Consider the following 18,572-nt stretch of genomic DNA (forward strand, 5'->3'; position numbering starts at 1 on the left):
GAACTTCTCAAAAGGCGCACGGCGAGAGAAGCCATTGCCTCCACGAGTAAGCGAGAAGGGTGACTTTCCCTTTTTGAGATAGCTCGAAGCAATGAGCGGAGCCGCCGTAATGTTTTAAGCCTTTTGAACGAACTTCTCAAAAGGCGCACGGCGAGAGAAGCCATTGCCTCCACGAGTAAGCGAGAAGGGTGACTTTCCCTTTTTGAAAAATCTCGAAGCATGGAGCAGAGCCGACGTAATGTTTTGAGCCTTTTGAGTGACCTTCGCAGGAAGGCGCACGTCGAGCGGAGCCCATGCCCCCCCTTGAATACCCCCCAAGAGGGCTAACAACGTAAAAAGCTAAGTATGAAATCGAATCGGATTTTATACTTGGCTTTATTGTTTCAAGACTGTTTGTACGGTATGTCTAATAATCTCACTTATTTTTTCTGAATTATCTAACTTTTATATTGCGTATCGAAGAACAATCTAGTAAAGTACAAATTAGAAAGAGTTATCAAACAAAATATTCAACTAATTAATTACCCATGCAAGATGGATATACTCCATTATCCTCAGTAAAAATGTAACCTCATGAATCATTCGTAACAGATGCATAGCCTCAAGTTCTCCTAATGACCCTTTATATTTCCCTAGTGAAAAACACTTTACAATTTCCTTTTGAAAATTACTTGCAGCTAATTGGTCAATCTGTTATAATCTGATAATGCGAGTAAATAGACTCATGTAATGAGTATTGCTCCTTGCTCCAATGTGAGCCGCTAAGACCAAAAGGAGGTGGACCGGAATGCGTAAGTACGAAATTATGTACATCATCGCTCCAAACCTAGAAGAGGCAGCTACTAAAGAAGTGGTTGAACGTTTTAATAACGTTTTAACTACAAATGGTGCTGAAATCGAAAAGGTTAATGAGATGGGTAAGCGTCGTTTAGCATATGAAATCAACGATTTTCGTGAAGGTTTCTACGTATTGTTAAATGTACAAGCTAACTCAGAAGCGATTGCAGAATTTAACCGTCTTATTAAGATCAACGATAATGTTATTCGTGTTCTTATTACAAAAGACGAAGAATAATTGATTTAAGTAGGAGGGGTACGGATGCTGAACCGTGTTGTACTAGTAGGACGCTTAACGCGTGATCCAGAATTACGTTATACACCAAACGGAGTTGCGGTAGCGAATTTTACACTTGCAGTAAACCGAACTTTTTCTAATAAGCAAGGCGAGCGCGAGGCAGATTTCATTAACTGTGTCGTTTGGCAAAAGCCTGCGGAAAATGTAGCTAACTACTTGAAAAAGGGTAGTTTGGCAGGTGTAGATGGCCGCATTCAAACACGTAGCTACGACAACAACGAAGGCCGCCGTGTTTTTGTAACAGAGGTTGTAGCAGAAAGTGTTCAATTCCTTGAACCGCGTGGTGGTGGTAACACGAACCAAGGTCAGGGAAATGACTATTTTGGTAGTCCTGGACCTACTGGAAACGATTCTGGAAGGCAACAGAACAATAATCAAAACCGCTCATCTGGTGGATTTAATGATGATCCATTTGCTAATGATGGGAAGCCGATTGATATATCGGATGACGATTTGCCGTTCTAACATCCTCTCTTACTAAACGAATAAAAAAATGTTTCATAAATAATAATATGAAAGGAGTGCTGTCTAATGGCTCGTCGTGGTCGTCCGAAGCGTCGTAAAGTTTGTTTCTTCACTGTAAACAAAATTACAAAAATCGATTATAAAGACACTGATCTTCTTAAGCGTTTCATTTCTGAGCGTGGAAAAATTCTTCCTCGCCGTGTAACTGGAACATCTGCGAAGTACCAACGTCGTCTTACTGTTGCAATTAAGCGTGCTCGTCAAATCGCTTTATTGCCATATGTTAACGATGTTAACTAATATGTTCGGATTAAAAGCATGGTAGAGTGTAACTCTACCGTGCTTTTTGCGTATGTACAGTAGATAGCATTGGGCAAACCCACTGGCCTGATCTTATCAAATTGAAAGTCCTATAGGGGACTTTTGGATATGAGTAGATAAATTATACTCTGTCCAAGCCTGAGCTTTAATTTTACGAGGAAGTACGCTAAAATAGACCAAGGATATTAAAAAGAACCTATTAGGGACTTAGCTTGAAAAATGAGGTGTATTTGTGAAGGAAACGAGAACATTAACAGAAGGTGCTTTGCTCGCCTCTGTTTTTGCCATATTATTATTAATTACAACATATGTACCTTTTATTGGTATGATTACAGTATGGACTTTGCCTCTGCCGTTCATTGTATTTACGTTTAGGAGAGGCTTGAAGCCTGGCTTTATGCTTTGGGCTGTTTCGTTTTTATTAGCTTTTATAATCGGAGGTTTACTAACGATTCCAACGGCCTTTATGTTTGGAAGTGCAGGGTTAGTAATGGGTGAATTGTACAGACGTAAACTATCTGGTTTTTCAGTTCTAATTGGTGCAGGGTTAGTGTATACCGTAAATATGCTTCTTGTCTTTTTAGGCTTCGTTTTAATTCTTGGTGAAAACCCTATGCAACTAGCAGCTGATTTAACGAAAGAACAACTTGAACTGGCTCAATCAACATTAGGGTCATTTGGCCAAAGTGGTGATCAACTTGATGCCATGTATGAAATGGTTAATAATATTGTTTATTTAGCTCCAGTTATGATCGTAGGAGTAGGCATAACTTTAGCTGTTATTACGAAGTTAATCAGCTATTATTTATTAAGAAGACTTGGACATCAAGTGAGTCCATTGCCACCTTTTAGAAATTGGAAATTCCCTAAATCATTTCTTTGGTATTATTTAATCATTTTAATACTTGCTATGGTTGGAGCGGAAGAAGGATCAACATTATTTGTTGTTATATGGAATTTATTTCCTTTGCTTGAGATAATTATTGCTGTTCAAGGGTTAGCAGTTATCTTCTATTATTGTTATCAAAAGAAGATCTCTAAAGCTGTTCCGATCCTTATTGTTATTGTAGTAGTTATTATTGCACCACTACTATACTTAGTAAGAATCATTGGAATTATTGATTTAGGCTTTGATTTACGTAAACGTATTTCCGAGAAAAAATAGGAGCTGACATTATGCCAAAGTTCTTAATGAAACGGTGGCACGGCTACCACGTTATCACCCTATTTGTTGTTGCTCTACTTTTGGTTGGTATCGTAACTTGGTATCAATGGCAAATTGGTTTGATAGGCTTCTTTACATTAGGAGTGCTTGCATTCTATTCGATTCAAGCTAGAATCTATTTCGAGCGCGACCTAGAAGAGTATATTTTAACTTTATCTTATAGAGTGACCAAAGCGGGAGAAGAAGCCATAACGAAAATGCCTATTGGGATTATCTTGTACAATGATGAAAAGAAAATCGAATGGGCAAATCCATATGTCATGTCGGTCATTTCATCAGAAGTGATGGGTAAAGACATCAAAGATATTAGTAAAGGTCTTATTACTTTGCTAGAGGATGACGAAGACGATGATACGATTCAAATTGGCGAATTGTTTTTTCATGTCTCTATTGAACAGAATGAACGGTTAATATACTTATTAGATGTCACGGAAAATGAAGAAACAAAAGTATTATATGAAGAGGCTCAGACAGTTGTTGCACTCATTTTTCTAGATAATTATGATGAAGTCACTCAAGGAATGGAAGATCAAGTACGCAGTCGATTAATGAGCCAAGTCACCTTAGCTTTAAACAATTGGGCAAACGAAAATCAAATTTTCTTACGAAGAACAGCTTCCGATCGATTTATTGCAGTTATGAATGTAAAGGCACTTCAAGCCATTGAGAAAAGTCGGTTCGATATTCTCGATGAAATTAGAGAATTAACAGGAAAAGAAAAGGTACCGATTACGTTAAGTGTTGGTGTTGGTACAGGGGAAGATTCATTAAGAGAGTTAGGCGTTCTAGCCCAATCAAGTCTTGATCTAGCACTTGGACGAGGTGGAGACCAAGTAGCCATTAAGAAAAAGAATGGAAAAGTTACGTTTTATGGTGGCAAATCGAATGCACTTGAAAAACGGACAAGAGTAAGAGCACGTGTCATTTCGCATGCACTACGGGATTTTGTACTTGAGAGTGAAAAGGTATTTATCATGGGACATAAAAATCCTGATATGGATGCGATTGGTGCAGCTATTGGTGTTCAAAAAATAGCAGAGGTCAACGATAAAGAAGCTGCAATTATCCTAGACCAACATGACATTAACCATGATGTTCAAAAGCTAATGGAAGAAGTAGAGAATCACGATGATTTATGGTCGAAATTTATTACACCAGTTGAAGCGTTAGAAGAAGTAACGCCTGAAACATTATTAATTATTGTTGATACTCACAAGCCTTCATTTGTGATAGAACCAAAGCTATTAGAACAAGTAGAACGAATTGTCGTTCTTGATCATCATCGCCGTGGGGAAGATTTTATCCATGACCCTGTTCTTGTATATATGGAGCCGTATGCATCCTCTACAGCTGAGTTGGTGACAGAACTTCTTGAGTATCAACCTAAAACATTAAAAATGGATCGTTTAGAAGCAACAGCTCTATTAGCAGGGATTATTGTTGATACGAAGAGCTTTGCTGTTAGAACTGGAGCTCGGACATTTGATGCAGCCTCTTTTTTACGATCAAATGGAGCGGACACAACGCTTGTACAAAAGCTCTTAAAAGAAGACTTGGACCATTATATTAAGCGTGCTAAGCTAATCGAGAGTGCTGATTATTATCGATATGGTGTTGCGATTGCAACTGCGAAAGAGGATGAAACATGTAGTCAAATTATTATCGCTCAAGCTGCAGATACACTTTTAACGATGAAAGATATCGTAGCTTCATTCGTCATATCAAAACGAAAGGATGGCATTGTAAGCATTAGTGCGCGTTCTCTTGGTGAGATAAATGTTCAATTAATTATGGAACGATTAAATGGTGGAGGCCACCTGTCTAATGCTGCAACTCAGCTTGAAGAAGTAAGTATAGAGGAAGCGAAGGAGCAGCTTAAAGATGCGATAGATGATTATTTAGAAGGGGGAAAATCATAATGAAAGTCATTTTTTTAGCAGATGTAAAAGGAAAAGGGAAAAAAGGAGAAACGAAAAATGTTTCTGAAGGATATGCAAGAAACTACTTATTACCTAATAATCTTGCCGTTGAAGCTACTAAAGGAAATTTAGCCAATTTAGAAGCGAAGCAAAAGAGTCAACAAAAGAAAGCTGACGAGGAGCTTGACCAAGCGAAAGCTTACAAGGAAGAGTTAGAAGCTTTAACAGTTGAAATTAAAGCGAAATCTGGCGAAGGTGGCCGTCTTTTTGGAGCAATCTCAACAAAACAAATTGCTGAGACGTTAAAGAAGATGAAGAAAAAAGTAGACAAGCGTAAAATTTTACTAGATGATCCAATTCGAGCGTTAGGCTACACGAATGTACCGATTAAGATTCATCCAGAAGTTATTGCAACAGTGAAAGTGCATGTCGTAGAAGAATAACTTTTAAGAACAAATGGTTGATTAACGAATCAGCCATTTTGTTTTTCTTTCGTTAAGCAATTACTAGTGTTTAGAACGAACAACTTTTGATGTTATTTATGGAAAGTACAATTGGGGAAACATAATTGCAATTGATAAATGTGATTACTTGTAGTAGAAATAGATTGATTCTTTGAGAGGAGAGAGAGCATGAGTGACTTGTTTGCAGACCGTACACCACCTCAGAATATTGAAGCCGAGCAAGCAGTCTTAGGTGCTATTTTCTTAGCTGATGAAGCACTTGTCACCGCTTCAGAACGCTTGTTACCGGATGATTTTTACCGTGCTTCTCATCAGCGAATATATGAAATAATGCTTGATTTGGCTGAGAAAGGTGAACCGGTGGATCTTGTCACAGTGACATCTGAACTTCAAAATCGCAAATGGCTTGAAGAGATTGGTGGCGTCGCCTATTTAAGTGATCTTGCTAATGCAGTTCCAACAGCCGCGAATGTTGATTACTATAGCAGGATTGTTGAAGAAAAGTCTGTCTTGCGTAGGTTAATTAAAGTAGCAACGAATATTGCTGCTGATGGTTATGCAAGTGAAGAAGAAGTTGATACGATTCTTGTTGAAGCAGAAAAAACAATACTCGATGTTTCTCAGCGGAAAAATACGAGTGCGTTTATTTCAATTAAAGATGTCTTGATTGAAACCTATGACAAAATTGAAGAATTACAAAATCAAACCGGTGAAATTACTGGTATTCCTACTGGTTTCGTGGAACTCGATCGAATGACTGCTGGTTTCCAACGAAATGACTTGATTATCGTAGCAGCCCGTCCATCAGTGGGTAAAACGGCCTTTGCCTTAAATATTTCGCAAAATGTAGCAACAAGAGCAGGAGAAAATGTGGCAATCTTTAGTTTGGAAATGGGAGCAAGTCAGCTTGTTCAACGGATGCTTTGTGCAGAGGGAAACATTGATGCCCAGCGGATGAGAACAGGGGCTCTTACTTCAGAAGACTGGCAAAAGCTAACGATGGCTATGGGGAGTCTTGCTAAAGCTGGAATTTATATCGATGATACACCTGGTGTAAAAGTAAATGATATTCGTGCGAAATGCCGTAGGTTAAAGCAGGAACATGGTCTTGGAATGATTATGATTGACTACTTGCAACTAATCCAAGGAAACGGAAAAAGCGGTGAGAACCGTCAACAGGAAGTATCAGAGATTTCACGAACGTTAAAACAAATTGCTCGTGAATTAGAAGTTCCTGTTATTGCGTTATCTCAGCTTTCTCGTGGAGTTGAGTCCCGTCAAGATAAACGTCCAATGATGTCTGATATTCGTGAATCAGGAAGTATTGAGCAAGATGCTGATATCGTTGCCTTTTTGTACCGTGATGATTATTATGACAAAGAAACCGAAAATCAAAACATTATTGAAATTATTATTGCCAAGCAACGTAACGGTCCAGTGGGTACGGTAGAGCTTGCGTTTGTAAAAGAATACAATAAGTTTGTTAACTTAGAACGACGTCATGATGAACGTGATATGCCGCCTGGAGCATAGATTGAAGCCGTTCCAACCTAAAGTCAAGTTGAATAGTCGACTTTTACCTTTTTGAACAATATGAAAGAAATGTGCAAAAAGTGTTGAATCGTAGTGGGTTTGCACTTATTTTTATTTATGTTTATAGGGAAATAAAGTAGGAGTTCCATAAGGTAACATTGCTTGTGTTTCATCCAATAAGTGTTACGTTAAAGCGAACAAATGTCAAAAAACAGTTTTATAACGTTCGTGTTTCACATTGACGTGATTATAGCTAGTTGGTATACTTATCAGTGGATTTGGAAATAGTTAAAATAATTAACCTAGATACAGTAGTTAAAGTGGAGGTGCATCACATGTCATCAGTTGTTGTTGTGGGTACACAATGGGGCGATGAAGGTAAAGGAAAGATTACAGATTATCTTTCAGAGAAAGCTGAAGTTGTTGCTCGTTATCAAGGTGGTAACAATGCAGGACACACAATTGTTTTCGGTGGGAAGAAATACAAACTTCATTTAATTCCATCAGGTATTTTCTATAAAGATAAAAGCTGTGTGATTGGTAACGGAATGGTTATTGATCCAAAGGCAATTGTAGAAGAGTTAGCTTATTTACATGAACGTGATGTTGATACAAGCAATTTACGTATTAGTAACCGTGCTCATGTTATTCTTCCGTATCATTTGAAATTAGATATTGTTGAAGAAGAGCGCAAAGGTGCGAATAAAATTGGAACAACAAAAAAGGGAATCGGTCCAGCTTATATGGACAAAGCTGCTCGTATTGGTATTCGAATCGCTGATTTACTTGATAAAGAAGTATTTGAGGAAAAATTAGTACGTAACTTAGAAGAAAAGAATCGTATGTTTGAAAAGTATTATGAAGTCGATGGATTCACAAAAGAAGAAATCCTTGAAGAGTACTTTGAGTATGGACAACAAATTGCACAGTACGTTTGTGACACATCTGTTGTGTTAAACGATGCATTAGATGATGGACGTCGCGTGCTATTTGAAGGTGCTCAAGGGGTTATGCTTGATATTGATCAAGGTACATACCCATTTGTTACATCGTCTAACCCAATTGCAGGTGGGGTAACGATTGGTTCGGGCGTAGGACCATCAAAGATTAATCATGTGGTAGGTGTGTCTAAGGCATACACAACACGTGTTGGTGATGGACCGTTCCCAACTGAGTTACACGATGAAATTGGAAATACAATTCGTGAAGTAGGAAATGAGTACGGAACAACTACTGGTCGTCCCCGTCGTGTAGGTTGGTTTGATAGTGTCGTTGTTCGGCATGCACGTCGTGTAAGTGGAATCACAGATTTATCATTGAACTCAATTGATGTTTTAACAGGGATTAAAACATTAAAGATTTGTACAGCCTATAAATACCGTGGAGAAATCATGGAAGAGTTCCCGGCAAGCTTAAAAGTACTTGCTGATTGTGAGCCAGTTTATGAAGAGCTTCCTGGTTGGGAAGAAGACATTACAGGCGTAAAAACATTAGATGAGCTTCCTGTGAATGCGCGCCATTACATTGAACGCGTATCTCAACTATCAGGTATTCCGTTAACAATCTTTTCAGTTGGACCTGACCGCAATCAAACAAATCTCGTTCGTGGTGTATTTGCATAAATTAAGTAAAAATGAAGGATGCAAGATCGATAATGTCTTGCATCCTTCGCTAATTTTCGCTATGCTGTAAGAAGCCTTCAGTTAGGGAAATTTCATTCGAAAGTTTTTTTGATAAATACTTGCTTTTGCTAGTTCACTATGATATTATAAATCTTGTCGCTAAGAGGTAAGACAAGCGGTCAAACAAAAAAGTAAGTTAACGGAGAGATTCATCGTTGGAAACAGCGTAAGTTAACTTTCTAGAAATTAAAGCAAGAGCCATTAGCTCAGTTGGTAGAGCATCTGACTTTTAATCAGAGGGTCGAAGGTTCGAGTCCTTCATGGCTCACCACTTTTTATTAAGTGGCCCGTTGGTCAAGCGGTTAAGACACCGCCCTTTCACGGCGGTAACACGGGTTCGAATCCCGTACGGGTCACCATTTTATTTCTTTATTTACATAGATTGGTCCGGTAGTTCAGTTGGTTAGAATGCCTGCCTGTCACGCAGGAGGTCGCGGGTTCGAGTCCCGTCCGGACCGCCATTTAAATTTAAAAGTTGGCTCAGTAGCTCAGTCGGTAGAGCAATGGACTGAAAATCCATGTGTCGGCGGTTCGATTCCGTCCTGAGCCACCATCTTTTCTTTTTTTGCCGGCCTAGCTCAATTGGTAGAGCAACTGACTTGTAATCAGTAGGTTGGGGGTTCAAGTCCTCTGGCCGGCACTTTAAATCCGTGTGGAATTTAATTTCCATGCGGATTTTATTTTTTGCTTTTTTATATTTCCCTCCACCTTTCATCAAAATTCCCTAAAATATCCACTTATATGACAAGAGTATTACAAAATATATTTATTTCCCTGATTAAAAAGAGAATATGCTAGAATAATGAAGGTTGACGAACTTTGTCATATTCAAACGAATTGTAAGATTAATAGAGGTAGTTCAAATAGAAGCGATTTATTAGCTATTGCTAATGCATGAAGTGTTCATAGTAATTTGCTTCAAATTTGTAGGAGGAACAAATGGTTTTAACTAAGGGAAATTTACAGTCATATAGTCGTTTACCCGCAAAAAGAATGATTCAAACATGTTTTACATTATTATTTTTCGTTATAAGTTTAGTAGCAGTTTCAACTGTGGCTAAAGCAGATGGTAAATCGAATGTATATACGATTTATCATATTTATGTTGGAGACAAACACATTGGTACATTGCAAGATGATGAGCCTGTACTTAGCTATATTGAAGAAACACTTAAAGAGTATGAAAAGGAATATCCAGATCTATCTCTACAAATTGATGAAAATATAAAGGTTATTCCTGAAATGGTATTTAATGAGGAAAAAGAAGATGAAGATGTACTCTCTTCTTTAGAAGATAAAATGATTGTTCAGGCAGAGGCGATTGCTTTAGTCATTGATGATCAGCCGGCTGTTTATGTAGCAACCATTGAGGAAGCAGAAAAAGCAATTGAAAAATTGGTTACTCAATACGTTGATAAAGAAGCATATGAACATTTTCAAATGATGGTTGAAGAAGATGAAGATCTTACGCTAAAAGTAGGAGAGGAAAAGATTACAAATCTATCACTTACAGAAGAGGTGATAGAGGAAGAATCGGTTGTTTTGCCTGAAGAGGTTCTGTCTGTTGAAGATGCAGTTTTAAAAATAAATAAAGGTGTTTTGAAAGAGCAACCATACATCGTTAAAGAAGGGGATGTACTAAGCTCAATTGCTAATAATCATGATTTAACAACCGCTAAGTTATTGGAGTTAAATAAAGAGTTAGATGTGGATAGTGTCATTCGTGTGGGTCAAGAGATTCAAGTAACGGTTTATGAGCCTTTAGTAAAAGTTCTAACAACAAAGGTTGAGAAAGTGGAAGAAGAAATTCCATATCAAACGGAAGTAAAAGAAGATGACTCGATGTGGAAAGGTGATCAAAAAGTTACACAACAAGGTCAGACGGGCATACAATTGCTTGAGTATGAGATTACTGAACAAGATGGCAATGTCATTCAACGTAAAGTACTTTTAGAAGAAGTGACAAAAGAGCCTGTAAAGAAAATAATTGTTAAAGGAACAAAGGAAATGCCATCACGTGGGTCTGGTTCGCTTGGTTGGCCAGCTGTTGGAGGCTATATATCTAGTTATCAAGGAAATCGCTGGGGAAGGTTCCACAGAGGAATTGATATTGCTAGACCAAATAATTATAATATTTTAGCTGCAGATAATGGTACTATATCATTTGCAGGAAGCCAAGGTGGCTACGGAAATCTAGTGCGTATTAATCATAACAATGGGATGGAAACACTTTATGCTCACTTGGACTCGATTGATGTAAAAGTAGGGCAAACGGTAGCAAAAGGACAAAAGATTGGTGTGATGGGTCAAACCGGTCACTCAACAGGAATTCATCTTCATTTTGAAGTGTATGAAAACGGACAACTGAAAAACCCTATGGACTACTTGAAATAAATAAATATGCCCTCTGCTTTTCCAATAGGAAAAGCAGAGGGCTACTTTTTATCTACAATTACCAATCGTAACTATCAACGTGAAGTGCCCTCATGTGTTAGAATGTGAGATAAGACTATATAGAAGAACGGGAGAGATCTGCACTATGGACAAGCGTATTTTAGTTGTGGATGATGAAAGACCGATAGCTGATATATTAAAGTTTAACCTTGAAAAGGATGGCTTTGAGGTCATATGTGCGTATGATGGCCTTGAAGCAATTGAACTAGTGAAAAAGGAAGAACCGGACTTAATTTTACTTGATATCATGCTTCCACATAAAGATGGAATGGAAGTATGTCGAGAAGTTAGGAAGCAATACGATATTCCGATTATTATGTTAACGGCAAAGGACTCAGAGATCGATAAAGTTCTTGGACTAGAACTTGGAGCAGATGATTATGTAACAAAGCCGTTTAGTACAAGAGAACTATTAGCAAGAGTGAAAGCGAATTTGCGTAGGCATAAAACAAGTGGGGAAGAAGCGAGTTCGCAAAAGGAAATTGTCGTCGGTGATTTAATCATCTATCCGGAAGCTTATCAAGTGAAGCGACGCGGGGAAGCGATTGATTTAACTCATCGTGAGTTTGAACTGATTCATTATCTAGCAAAGCATTTAGAGCAGGTTATGACAAGAGAGCACTTATTACAAGCTGTTTGGGGATACGATTACTTTGGAGATGTTAGAACGGTTGATGTGACGGTACGGAGACTGCGGGAAAAAGTAGAGGACAACCCTAGTTATCCAATTTGGATCATTACTAGACGAGGTGTAGGGTATTACTTGTCATCACCAGAACAGCAGGGGCAGTCCTAGATGGATCGAAAAGTAGGCTTTTTTAAGTCGATTCAATTCAAATTAATTATCATTTATGTATTGATCATTTTCATTGCTATTCAAATTATTGGTGTTTATTTTACGCGACAAGTAGAACAGCAACTTGTAACCAATTACTTTGAAATGCTTGAGGAACGAGCGAATTTACTTTCTTATAACCTTGCCCAGGAAATGAATACGAATAAAGATGATCGGAGTGCGTTAACAGCAAATATCAATGCGTTACTTCGTGATATCTTTTCAATTGATCATTCCGAAGTACAAGTGATTGATCAAAATCGCGTTGTATTAAGTACTTCTAATTTATCAAATCGACATATTGTTGGCCAACAGAGTACCGAGGTACGAGTAAAACGAGCATTGTTAGGGAATAAAGATGAAGATGTTTTACGTGATCCTGAAACCGGTCATCGCATTCGTGTTTTGGCAGTTCCAATTAAGTCTGATGATGGACCAATTGGTGCTCTTTATATTGAAGCATCAATGGAAGATATTTATGATCAAATACGGCAAATTAATAGTATTTTATTAAGTGGCACATTTATTGCTCTTATTATTTCAGTTGTTTTGGTTATTTTAGTGGCAAGAACGATTACAGCACCAATTATGGATATGCGCAAACAAGCGATGCGTATGGGACGCGGTGACTTTTCAAGGCAGGTAACCGTTTATAGTGCAGATGAAATTGGACAATTAGCGACATCATTTAATGACTTAACAATGAAACTACAAGACGCTACCTTAACTCGTGTCCGTGAACAAAAGCGCCTGAAATCTGTTTTAACTCATATGACAGATGGAGTTATTGCAACCGACCAGAATGGAAGAATTATTTTGTTAAATAAAAGGGCAGAGGAATTACTCGATGTATCGAGTCATGCTGTTTTAGGTAAACAATTGCCAGATGTACTTCGCTTATCTAATACGTTTGCTTTATATGATCTGTATGAGCAATCAGAATCAATACTACTTGATTTCAGTAGCAAAGAAGAAGAGTATCTGTTAGAAGCCAATTTCTCCATTATTCAAGAAAATGATGGACCAATTAATGGATTAATCACAGTCTTACATGATGTAACTGAAAAAGAAAAAATTGATCATGAACGTCGTGAGTTTGTTGCAAATGTTTCGCATGAATTGCGAACACCATTAACGACAATGAAAAGTTATTTAGAAGCGCTTGAAGATGGTGCTATGAAAGATAAAGAGCTCGGACCACGTTTCTTAAGTGTGACACAAAACGAAACCGAGAGAATGATCCGTCTCGTTAATGATTTATTGCAATTATCTAAGATTGATAGTCATGATTATCAATTATCGTTTCAGTCTGTCGATGTTACGTTATTCTTGCATAGAATTGTTGATCGATTTGAGATGATTGCTGAGGATAAAGAGATTCAATTTGTTAGAAAGATCTCTAAAAAGCCAATGTACGTGAAAATGGCACCTGATAAAATGACACAAGTTATCGATAATGTCATTTCAAATGCAATGAAATATTCACCAGAGGGTGGCAATATTACGGTCGCATTGCTAGAGCAGGGACACCAATTACAAATTAGTATTTCTGACCAAGGAATGGGGATTCCAAGAGAAAGTCAGTCGAAGATTTTTGATCGCTTTTATCGGGTTGATAAGGCAAGAGCAAGAAGCGTTGGTGGGACAGGTCTTGGACTTGCGATTGCCAAAGAATTGATTCATGCTCATCAAGGTGAAATTTGGGCTCGGAGTGAGTACGGCAAAGGAACGACTATTTTTATTACATTACCATTTTTAGAAATCAAGGAGGGAGAGGAATGACTTACGAGCATATCAAATCTACATTACTTATTGGCTTAATTAGTTTAAGTATTGTATTAACTTGGCAGCTCTACACGTTTCAACCTGAAATTGCCCTTCTTGATGATAATACATCTAGATATATTCCTGACTCTCTTAATGAAGAGCGGGAAGAACGTGTGATTACCGATGTGGTCGTCCCGGAACAAATCGTTGTTCACAAGCAGCATGAATATACGATGATTCCCGGTAATGATGGTCGATTTAAACAGCTTTACGAAAAGCTAGTCGGTACAAATATCAATGAAGTCAATTTGCTCGCAACTGGCCCTTTTCCAAAACATGATGATCGTGGTGGAATAGAAATCATCTTTCCAGCTCCAGTTCCTGGAGATGTCTTTCTTGAATTATTTGAAATAAAAAAAGAAGAATTTTCTCTTCCCTTTTCTGAAGTAGATCGATTGTTTTTATACATTGACGCTAGTGAACAAGTGCATATGCAAATTCTTTCAAGTGAAGAAGAACGTGTCATTGAAGTAGGAACGACTTTGTCAGTTAAGGAATTTGAAGAAACTTATCTAGAAAAGTTTGATGAGTTTAAGAGCGTAACAACCGTGAAAGAACAGTCTTCATATCATAACCGACTTGTTGAATCGGTATATATTCCAACAGAACCTGTTACTGTTAAAAGACTTTCTTATGCGATAACGCCGCTTTCACCCGAATTTTACAAGCAGTCATTGTTTACTGATCCTAGTTCGGTTAAGTATTATCAACAAAGTGATGGAGAAGATTCCTATACAGATGGAAATCGAATCATCATGATGCAAAACAATGGACTATTTATGGATTATATTAATCCTGTTTTTATAGAGCCTCAAGAACGTAGTAGCAAGCATATTGTTCAAACAAGCTATGAATATGTGAATGGGCATGGTGGATGGACGGATGAGTATCGTTTACTCAATTGGGAGTCATCAGACATTCGTGATGAGGCAACGTATTTGCTTCATGTAAATGGCCTGCCGGTTATTCAATTTGATGGTCAAGGGGATATGGCTTTACTCCTAAGTCGTTCAGGTACACAAATTGTTAATTATACGCGACCGTTATTTGAGTTAGATAGTTATCCGATTGATGCAAGTCAAAGCATCCAATTGCCGTCTGGTGAAGATGTTATTAAAGAATTAAACAAACAAGAGTTCTTTAATAAAGAAAGACTTTCTAAAGTGGCCGTAGGTTATGAAATGATTATGAGGAATTCCTCGTTTGTGACCATGGAACCGCATTGGTTTATTTCTTATGGGAATAGGTGGCAAAAAGTAACGTTTGAAGAGGAAGAGGGAGGGACGAATGGATTGGAGTAGAACTAAGACAATATTCATTATTACCTTCTTGCTTTTGAACGTCTTTTTAACGTGGCAGTTGATTGAGACGCATAACGTTAATCAAATTAGTATGATTACAGTAGCAAACATACAAGAAGTTTTAAAAGAAAACAATGTGACAATCGATACAGATTTGCCAGAAACGGATTCACCCGGCTTGCTCGTTGTTGGTAAAAATGTTGTTTTAGAAGATGAAGAGATTCCAAATGCAAGCGAACAGAAGATTGATATGGTAGATGAAAATACCATTCTCTCTGTTCTTGAAGAACCGATTGCATTGTCACGTGAAGCTTTCTCGACTGAAGTGGGGACATTTTTATCTGCCTATGTTTTTCAAGGAGATGATTATCGTGTAGGTGGATATGACCGTGAGAAAAATCAAGTATTTTTATATCAAACGTATGAAGGGAAAACCGCTTATACGTTTGATGATCAGCCACTAATTCTTCACCTTGATGAAGAATTACAGATTGTTGGGTATCAACAGAAATACTTTCAGTTTGAGGTACAAGATGGCGAAGAGCGAGAAATGTACTCGAGTTTAAAGGCGATTGAAGTTCTCTTAAATGACCAATTAGTTAGAATGAATCAGACAATTACCGATGTTCAATTTGGTTATTATAGCTTTTTCAGCCCAACTGGAGATGTTCAAGTATTTGCACCAATGTGGCGTGTGACTGTAGATGGAGAAATGTACCTTGTTCATGCAATTGGCGGGACGGTACAGCAGCTCACTTAGGTAGAGGAGATGAAAATGATATGACATTACGCTTTAGTGTACTAGCAAGTGGAAGTACAGGCAATGCTGTTTATGTTGAGACAGAACAGCAGCGTTTACTTATAGATGCAGGGTTAAGTGGAAAGAAAATGGACGAACTCTTTGAACAGATTAATCGTGATCCAAAAGAGTTAAATGGAATTTTAGTAAGCCATGAACATTCTGACCATATAAAAGGTGTCGGGATTTTTGCTAGAAAGCATAAACTTCCTATTTATGCGAATGAATTGACATGGAAGGCAATGGATAGTCAGCTTGGGAATTTAGCTATTGAACAGAAATTCACTTTTGCAACAGGTGAAGTGAAGACATTTGGTAATATAGATGTTGAGTCGTTTGGCGTTTCACATGATGCAGCTGAACCGATGTTTTTTACGTTTCACCACGAGGGAAAGAAACTCGTGTTAGCAACAGATATGGGTTATGTGAGCGAACGAATCAAAGGGACAATTGAAAAAGCGGACATGTTTATTTTTGAATCAAACCATGATATGAATATGTTGCGGATGGGGCGCTACCCATGGAGCGTAAAACGGCGAATTTTAAGTGATGTTGGCCATGTCTCTAATGAAGATGCGGCACTCGCTCTATCAGAAGTGATTGGCGATAATACGAGTCGCATTTATTTGGCTCATTTAAGCCTTGATAATAACATGAAAGACTTAGCGAGACTTTCCGTTGAACAAGTGCTAAAAGAGCAAGGAATGGCCGTTGGCGAGCAATTTCAACTATATGATACCGACCCAAACACACCGACTGGGTTAGCAGTAGTCTCATAGAGGTTAGGCAAAAAGGGGCGGTTTCAAAGCCACGAGAAGCTAGAAACAAAAGTAGGGAGGTTGTTTTAAAAGGCAAAAAGCGCCCTTTTGAGACAACCTCTTTATGACAATTTAGAGATTATGCGTCAATTTTGTTGGCAATTATAGAATAAGTATCAAAAATATAAGAAAAATAAGCAGGTCACTGGTATTTAGATTATTTCTTATTATAATAAGGATTAAAGTACTTCTTTTTATATAGGAAAAAGGGTGGTGTCAATTGTATGGGCTATTATGATGAACATGTAACAGAGCAAGGAAGTAGACGTAGAGGTTCTAAACGTACATCAACAGGTTTGGCAGCATTTATTGGTGCGGTTTTCGGAGGGCTTGTCGTAATATTTACAATACCTGCGCTCTCTCATTACGGCCTTTTACCATACGAGATCAATAGTGAACCTGAATCTTCAGCTGTATTTAATTCAGAGCCTCAAGAAGGGCTTAGTCAAACGGTCAATTTAGATGTGAATTCAAATGTTACACAGGCTGTTGACCGCGTGTCTGATGCGGTTGTAGGTGTGATAAACATGCAGCAATCGAGTTTCTTTGCAGAAGAAGCAAATGAAGGAACAGGTTCAGGTGTAATTTACAAAAAAAGCGGAGATAAAGCATATGTTGTGACAAATCATCATGTCATTGAACGTGCAAATGAAGTAGAAGTGAGTCTAGCAGATGGTACAAGAGTACCGGCTAAGTTATTAGGTAGCGATATTATTACAGACTTAGCTGTGCTTGAGATTGATGGAGAAAATGTTGAGACGATTGCAGAATTCGGTAGCTCTAGCTCATTACGAGTGGGTGAGCCAGCACTTGCAATCGGAAACCCATTAGGCTTACGCTTTTCTAGTACGGTGACACAAGGAATTATTAGTGCAACGGAACGAAGCATTCCTGTTGACTTAACGGGAAATGGTCAAGTGGATTGGCATGCAGAAGTTCTTCAAACAGATGCAGCGATTAACCCTGGGAATAGTGGAGGAGCGCTAGTTAATATTGATGGTCAAGTAATTGGGATTAACTCAATGAAGATTGCACAAAGCTCTGTTGAGGGGATTGGATTTGCCATTCCGACTGAAATTGCGATTCCAGTTATTGAGGACTTAGAAAGCATTGGTGAGGTACGCCGTCCACAATTGGGTGTAGGAATCCGTTCGCTAAGTGAAATTCCAAGTGCTTATTGGCAGGAAACATTAAAGTTGCCTGAAGATATCAAAGGTGGAGTGGTTATCACGAGCATATCGCCAACGTCACCAGCTGATCGAGCAGGCTTGCAAGAATATGATGTGATCATCAATATTGATGATAAAGAAATTAATGACGGACACGATTTACGAAAATATCTGTACTCGGAAACAAAAATTGGTGATGAAATAGATGTCACGGTTTACAGAAATGGGTCTCGTGAAGTCTTGAAAGTGCAACTAGCTGAACAGCAAAGCTTTTAATAAGAATCCCGCAACATAGGGGGAAGATGAAGGCTGTCTGAGGTAAAATGCTCAGCAGCCTTTGTTTTTTTATTTATCCACAGTGTATTTTTGGGTATGCTATAATGGAAAAGTTGCAAAGAAAGGACGTCAAATCATGTATTATGCCTGTAATGAACATATTGAAGTAGCAATAGATATGGTGGTAGATGAGCAAGAGTTAGCACCTATTGTAGATAAAATAAGTGAAAATAAAGAAGTGTTATCCACAACATGTAGCTTTTGTGAGAACGTAGCCATCTACAGTGTGGACACATTGTAGATGCTCATGATGTTGATATGTGGATAAGTTCTGTGGATAACATTTTGG

Annotated in this window: 16 protein-coding genes and 5 tRNA genes; all 21 read left to right on the top strand. The window is 38.1% G+C overall.

Going from position 1 to position 18,572, the window contains the following annotated elements:
* Positions 1–787: 787 nt before the first annotated feature.
* The 21 genes from rpsF to SLH51_RS12490 all read left to right on the top strand — a co-directional run bounded on the left by rpsF (position 788) and on the right by SLH51_RS12490 (position 18,524).
* Entirely contained in the window at positions 788–1,075 is a 288-nt protein-coding gene (rpsF, locus tag SLH51_RS12390; RefSeq protein WP_335961578.1) for a 30S ribosomal protein S6, read from the top strand.
* Between the two features lie 24 nt (positions 1,076–1,099).
* The gene (ssb, locus tag SLH51_RS12395) at positions 1,100–1,600 is read left to right on the top strand and encodes a single-stranded DNA-binding protein (protein ID WP_335961579.1); all 501 of its coding nucleotides are present in this window, start codon (positions 1,100–1,102) and stop codon (positions 1,598–1,600) included.
* Between the two features lie 66 nt (positions 1,601–1,666).
* Positions 1,667–1,900: a 30S ribosomal protein S18 gene (gene rpsR, locus SLH51_RS12400; RefSeq protein ID WP_332692365.1), complete on the top strand. Its 234-nt coding sequence runs from the start codon at positions 1,667–1,669 to the stop codon at positions 1,898–1,900.
* Positions 1,901–2,153: 253 nt separating this feature from the next.
* The gene (locus SLH51_RS12405) at positions 2,154–3,086 is read left to right on the top strand and encodes a YybS family protein (RefSeq protein ID WP_335961580.1); all 933 of its coding nucleotides are present in this window, start codon (positions 2,154–2,156) and stop codon (positions 3,084–3,086) included.
* An 11-nt stretch (positions 3,087–3,097) separates the two neighbouring features.
* Positions 3,098–5,065, top strand: a complete 1,968-nt coding sequence (locus SLH51_RS12410) for a DHH family phosphoesterase (protein ID WP_335961581.1) — start codon at positions 3,098–3,100, stop codon at positions 5,063–5,065.
* Entirely contained in the window at positions 5,065–5,508 is a 444-nt protein-coding gene (gene rplI / locus SLH51_RS12415) for a 50S ribosomal protein L9 (protein ID WP_335961583.1), read from the top strand. Before SLH51_RS12410 ends, rplI begins: the two co-directional genes overlap by 1 nt.
* Positions 5,509–5,697: 189 nt before the next feature.
* A complete protein-coding gene (dnaB, locus tag SLH51_RS12420) occupies positions 5,698–7,062 on the top strand; it encodes a replicative DNA helicase (RefSeq protein ID WP_335961585.1) in 1,365 nt (454 codons plus the stop codon).
* 335 nt (positions 7,063–7,397) lie between these two features.
* Positions 7,398–8,684: an adenylosuccinate synthase gene (locus tag SLH51_RS12425; protein WP_335961586.1), complete on the top strand. Its 1,287-nt coding sequence runs from the start codon at positions 7,398–7,400 to the stop codon at positions 8,682–8,684.
* Positions 8,685–8,939: 255 nt separating this feature from the next.
* Positions 8,940–9,015 (top strand) — tRNA-Lys (locus SLH51_RS12430).
* 13 nt (positions 9,016–9,028) lie between these two features.
* Positions 9,029–9,103, top strand: a tRNA-Glu gene (locus SLH51_RS12435).
* A gap of 25 nt (positions 9,104–9,128) precedes the next feature.
* Positions 9,129–9,205, top strand: a tRNA-Asp gene (locus SLH51_RS12440).
* A 16-nt stretch (positions 9,206–9,221) separates the two neighbouring features.
* Positions 9,222–9,297, top strand: a tRNA-Phe gene (locus SLH51_RS12445).
* A gap of 14 nt (positions 9,298–9,311) precedes the next feature.
* Positions 9,312–9,384, top strand: a tRNA-Thr gene (locus SLH51_RS12450).
* A 299-nt stretch (positions 9,385–9,683) separates the two neighbouring features.
* Complete coding sequence (locus tag SLH51_RS12455) at positions 9,684–11,138, top strand: M23 family metallopeptidase (protein ID WP_335961587.1); 1,455 nt, start codon at positions 9,684–9,686, stop codon at positions 11,136–11,138.
* A gap of 145 nt (positions 11,139–11,283) precedes the next feature.
* Complete coding sequence (gene yycF, locus SLH51_RS12460) at positions 11,284–11,994, top strand: response regulator YycF (RefSeq protein ID WP_335961588.1); 711 nt, start codon at positions 11,284–11,286, stop codon at positions 11,992–11,994.
* Positions 11,995–13,815 (top strand): cell wall metabolism sensor histidine kinase WalK, encoded by a 1,821-nt coding sequence (gene walK, locus SLH51_RS12465; RefSeq protein WP_335961589.1) that lies wholly within the window; start codon positions 11,995–11,997, stop codon positions 13,813–13,815. It begins immediately after the preceding gene.
* A complete protein-coding gene (locus tag SLH51_RS12470) occupies positions 13,812–15,161 on the top strand; it encodes a YycH family regulatory protein (RefSeq protein ID WP_335961590.1) in 1,350 nt (449 codons plus the stop codon). The genes walK and SLH51_RS12470 overlap by 4 nt, the downstream gene beginning before the upstream one ends.
* Positions 15,148–15,921: a two-component system regulatory protein YycI gene (locus SLH51_RS12475; protein ID WP_335961591.1), complete on the top strand. Its 774-nt coding sequence runs from the start codon at positions 15,148–15,150 to the stop codon at positions 15,919–15,921. Before SLH51_RS12470 ends, SLH51_RS12475 begins: the two co-directional genes overlap by 14 nt.
* A gap of 20 nt (positions 15,922–15,941) precedes the next feature.
* On the top strand, positions 15,942–16,739 hold the full coding sequence (locus tag SLH51_RS12480; protein WP_335961592.1) for an MBL fold metallo-hydrolase: 798 nt from the start codon (positions 15,942–15,944) through the stop codon (positions 16,737–16,739).
* A 263-nt stretch (positions 16,740–17,002) separates the two neighbouring features.
* Entirely contained in the window at positions 17,003–18,223 is a 1,221-nt protein-coding gene (locus SLH51_RS12485; RefSeq protein ID WP_335961594.1) for a S1C family serine protease, read from the top strand.
* Between the two features lie 136 nt (positions 18,224–18,359).
* A complete protein-coding gene (locus SLH51_RS12490) occupies positions 18,360–18,524 on the top strand; it encodes a CxxH/CxxC protein (protein WP_335961596.1) in 165 nt (54 codons plus the stop codon).
* Positions 18,525–18,572 lie beyond the last annotated feature (48 nt).

Source organism: Halalkalibacter kiskunsagensis, assembly GCF_037027555.1.
Lineage (GTDB): Bacteria > Bacillota > Bacilli > Bacillales > Bacillaceae_D > Halalkalibacter > Halalkalibacter kiskunsagensis.

Excerpts from the sequence above, each read along its gene's own strand:
- rpsF (WP_335961578.1), top strand. The coding sequence starts at position 788 with ATGCGTAAGTACGAAATTATGTACATCATCGCTCCAAACCTAGAAGAG.
- ssb (WP_335961579.1), top strand. The coding sequence starts at position 1,100 with ATGCTGAACCGTGTTGTACTAGTAGGACGCTTAACGCGTGATCCAGAA.
- rpsR (WP_332692365.1), top strand. The coding sequence starts at position 1,667 with ATGGCTCGTCGTGGTCGTCCGAAGCGTCGTAAAGTTTGTTTCTTCACT.
- SLH51_RS12410 (WP_335961581.1), top strand. The coding sequence starts at position 3,098 with ATGCCAAAGTTCTTAATGAAACGGTGGCACGGCTACCACGTTATCACC.
- rplI (WP_335961583.1), top strand. The coding sequence starts at position 5,065 with ATGAAAGTCATTTTTTTAGCAGATGTAAAAGGAAAAGGGAAAAAAGGA.
- dnaB (WP_335961585.1), top strand. The coding sequence starts at position 5,698 with ATGAGTGACTTGTTTGCAGACCGTACACCACCTCAGAATATTGAAGCC.
- SLH51_RS12425 (WP_335961586.1), top strand. The coding sequence starts at position 7,398 with ATGTCATCAGTTGTTGTTGTGGGTACACAATGGGGCGATGAAGGTAAA.
- SLH51_RS12455 (WP_335961587.1), top strand. The coding sequence starts at position 9,684 with ATGGTTTTAACTAAGGGAAATTTACAGTCATATAGTCGTTTACCCGCA.
- yycF (WP_335961588.1), top strand. The coding sequence starts at position 11,284 with ATGGACAAGCGTATTTTAGTTGTGGATGATGAAAGACCGATAGCTGAT.
- walK (WP_335961589.1), top strand. The coding sequence starts at position 11,995 with ATGGATCGAAAAGTAGGCTTTTTTAAGTCGATTCAATTCAAATTAATT.
- SLH51_RS12470 (WP_335961590.1), top strand. The coding sequence starts at position 13,812 with ATGACTTACGAGCATATCAAATCTACATTACTTATTGGCTTAATTAGT.
- SLH51_RS12475 (WP_335961591.1), top strand. The coding sequence starts at position 15,148 with ATGGATTGGAGTAGAACTAAGACAATATTCATTATTACCTTCTTGCTT.
- SLH51_RS12480 (WP_335961592.1), top strand. The coding sequence starts at position 15,942 with ATGACATTACGCTTTAGTGTACTAGCAAGTGGAAGTACAGGCAATGCT.
- SLH51_RS12485 (WP_335961594.1), top strand. The coding sequence starts at position 17,003 with ATGGGCTATTATGATGAACATGTAACAGAGCAAGGAAGTAGACGTAGA.
- SLH51_RS12490 (WP_335961596.1), top strand. The coding sequence starts at position 18,360 with ATGTATTATGCCTGTAATGAACATATTGAAGTAGCAATAGATATGGTG.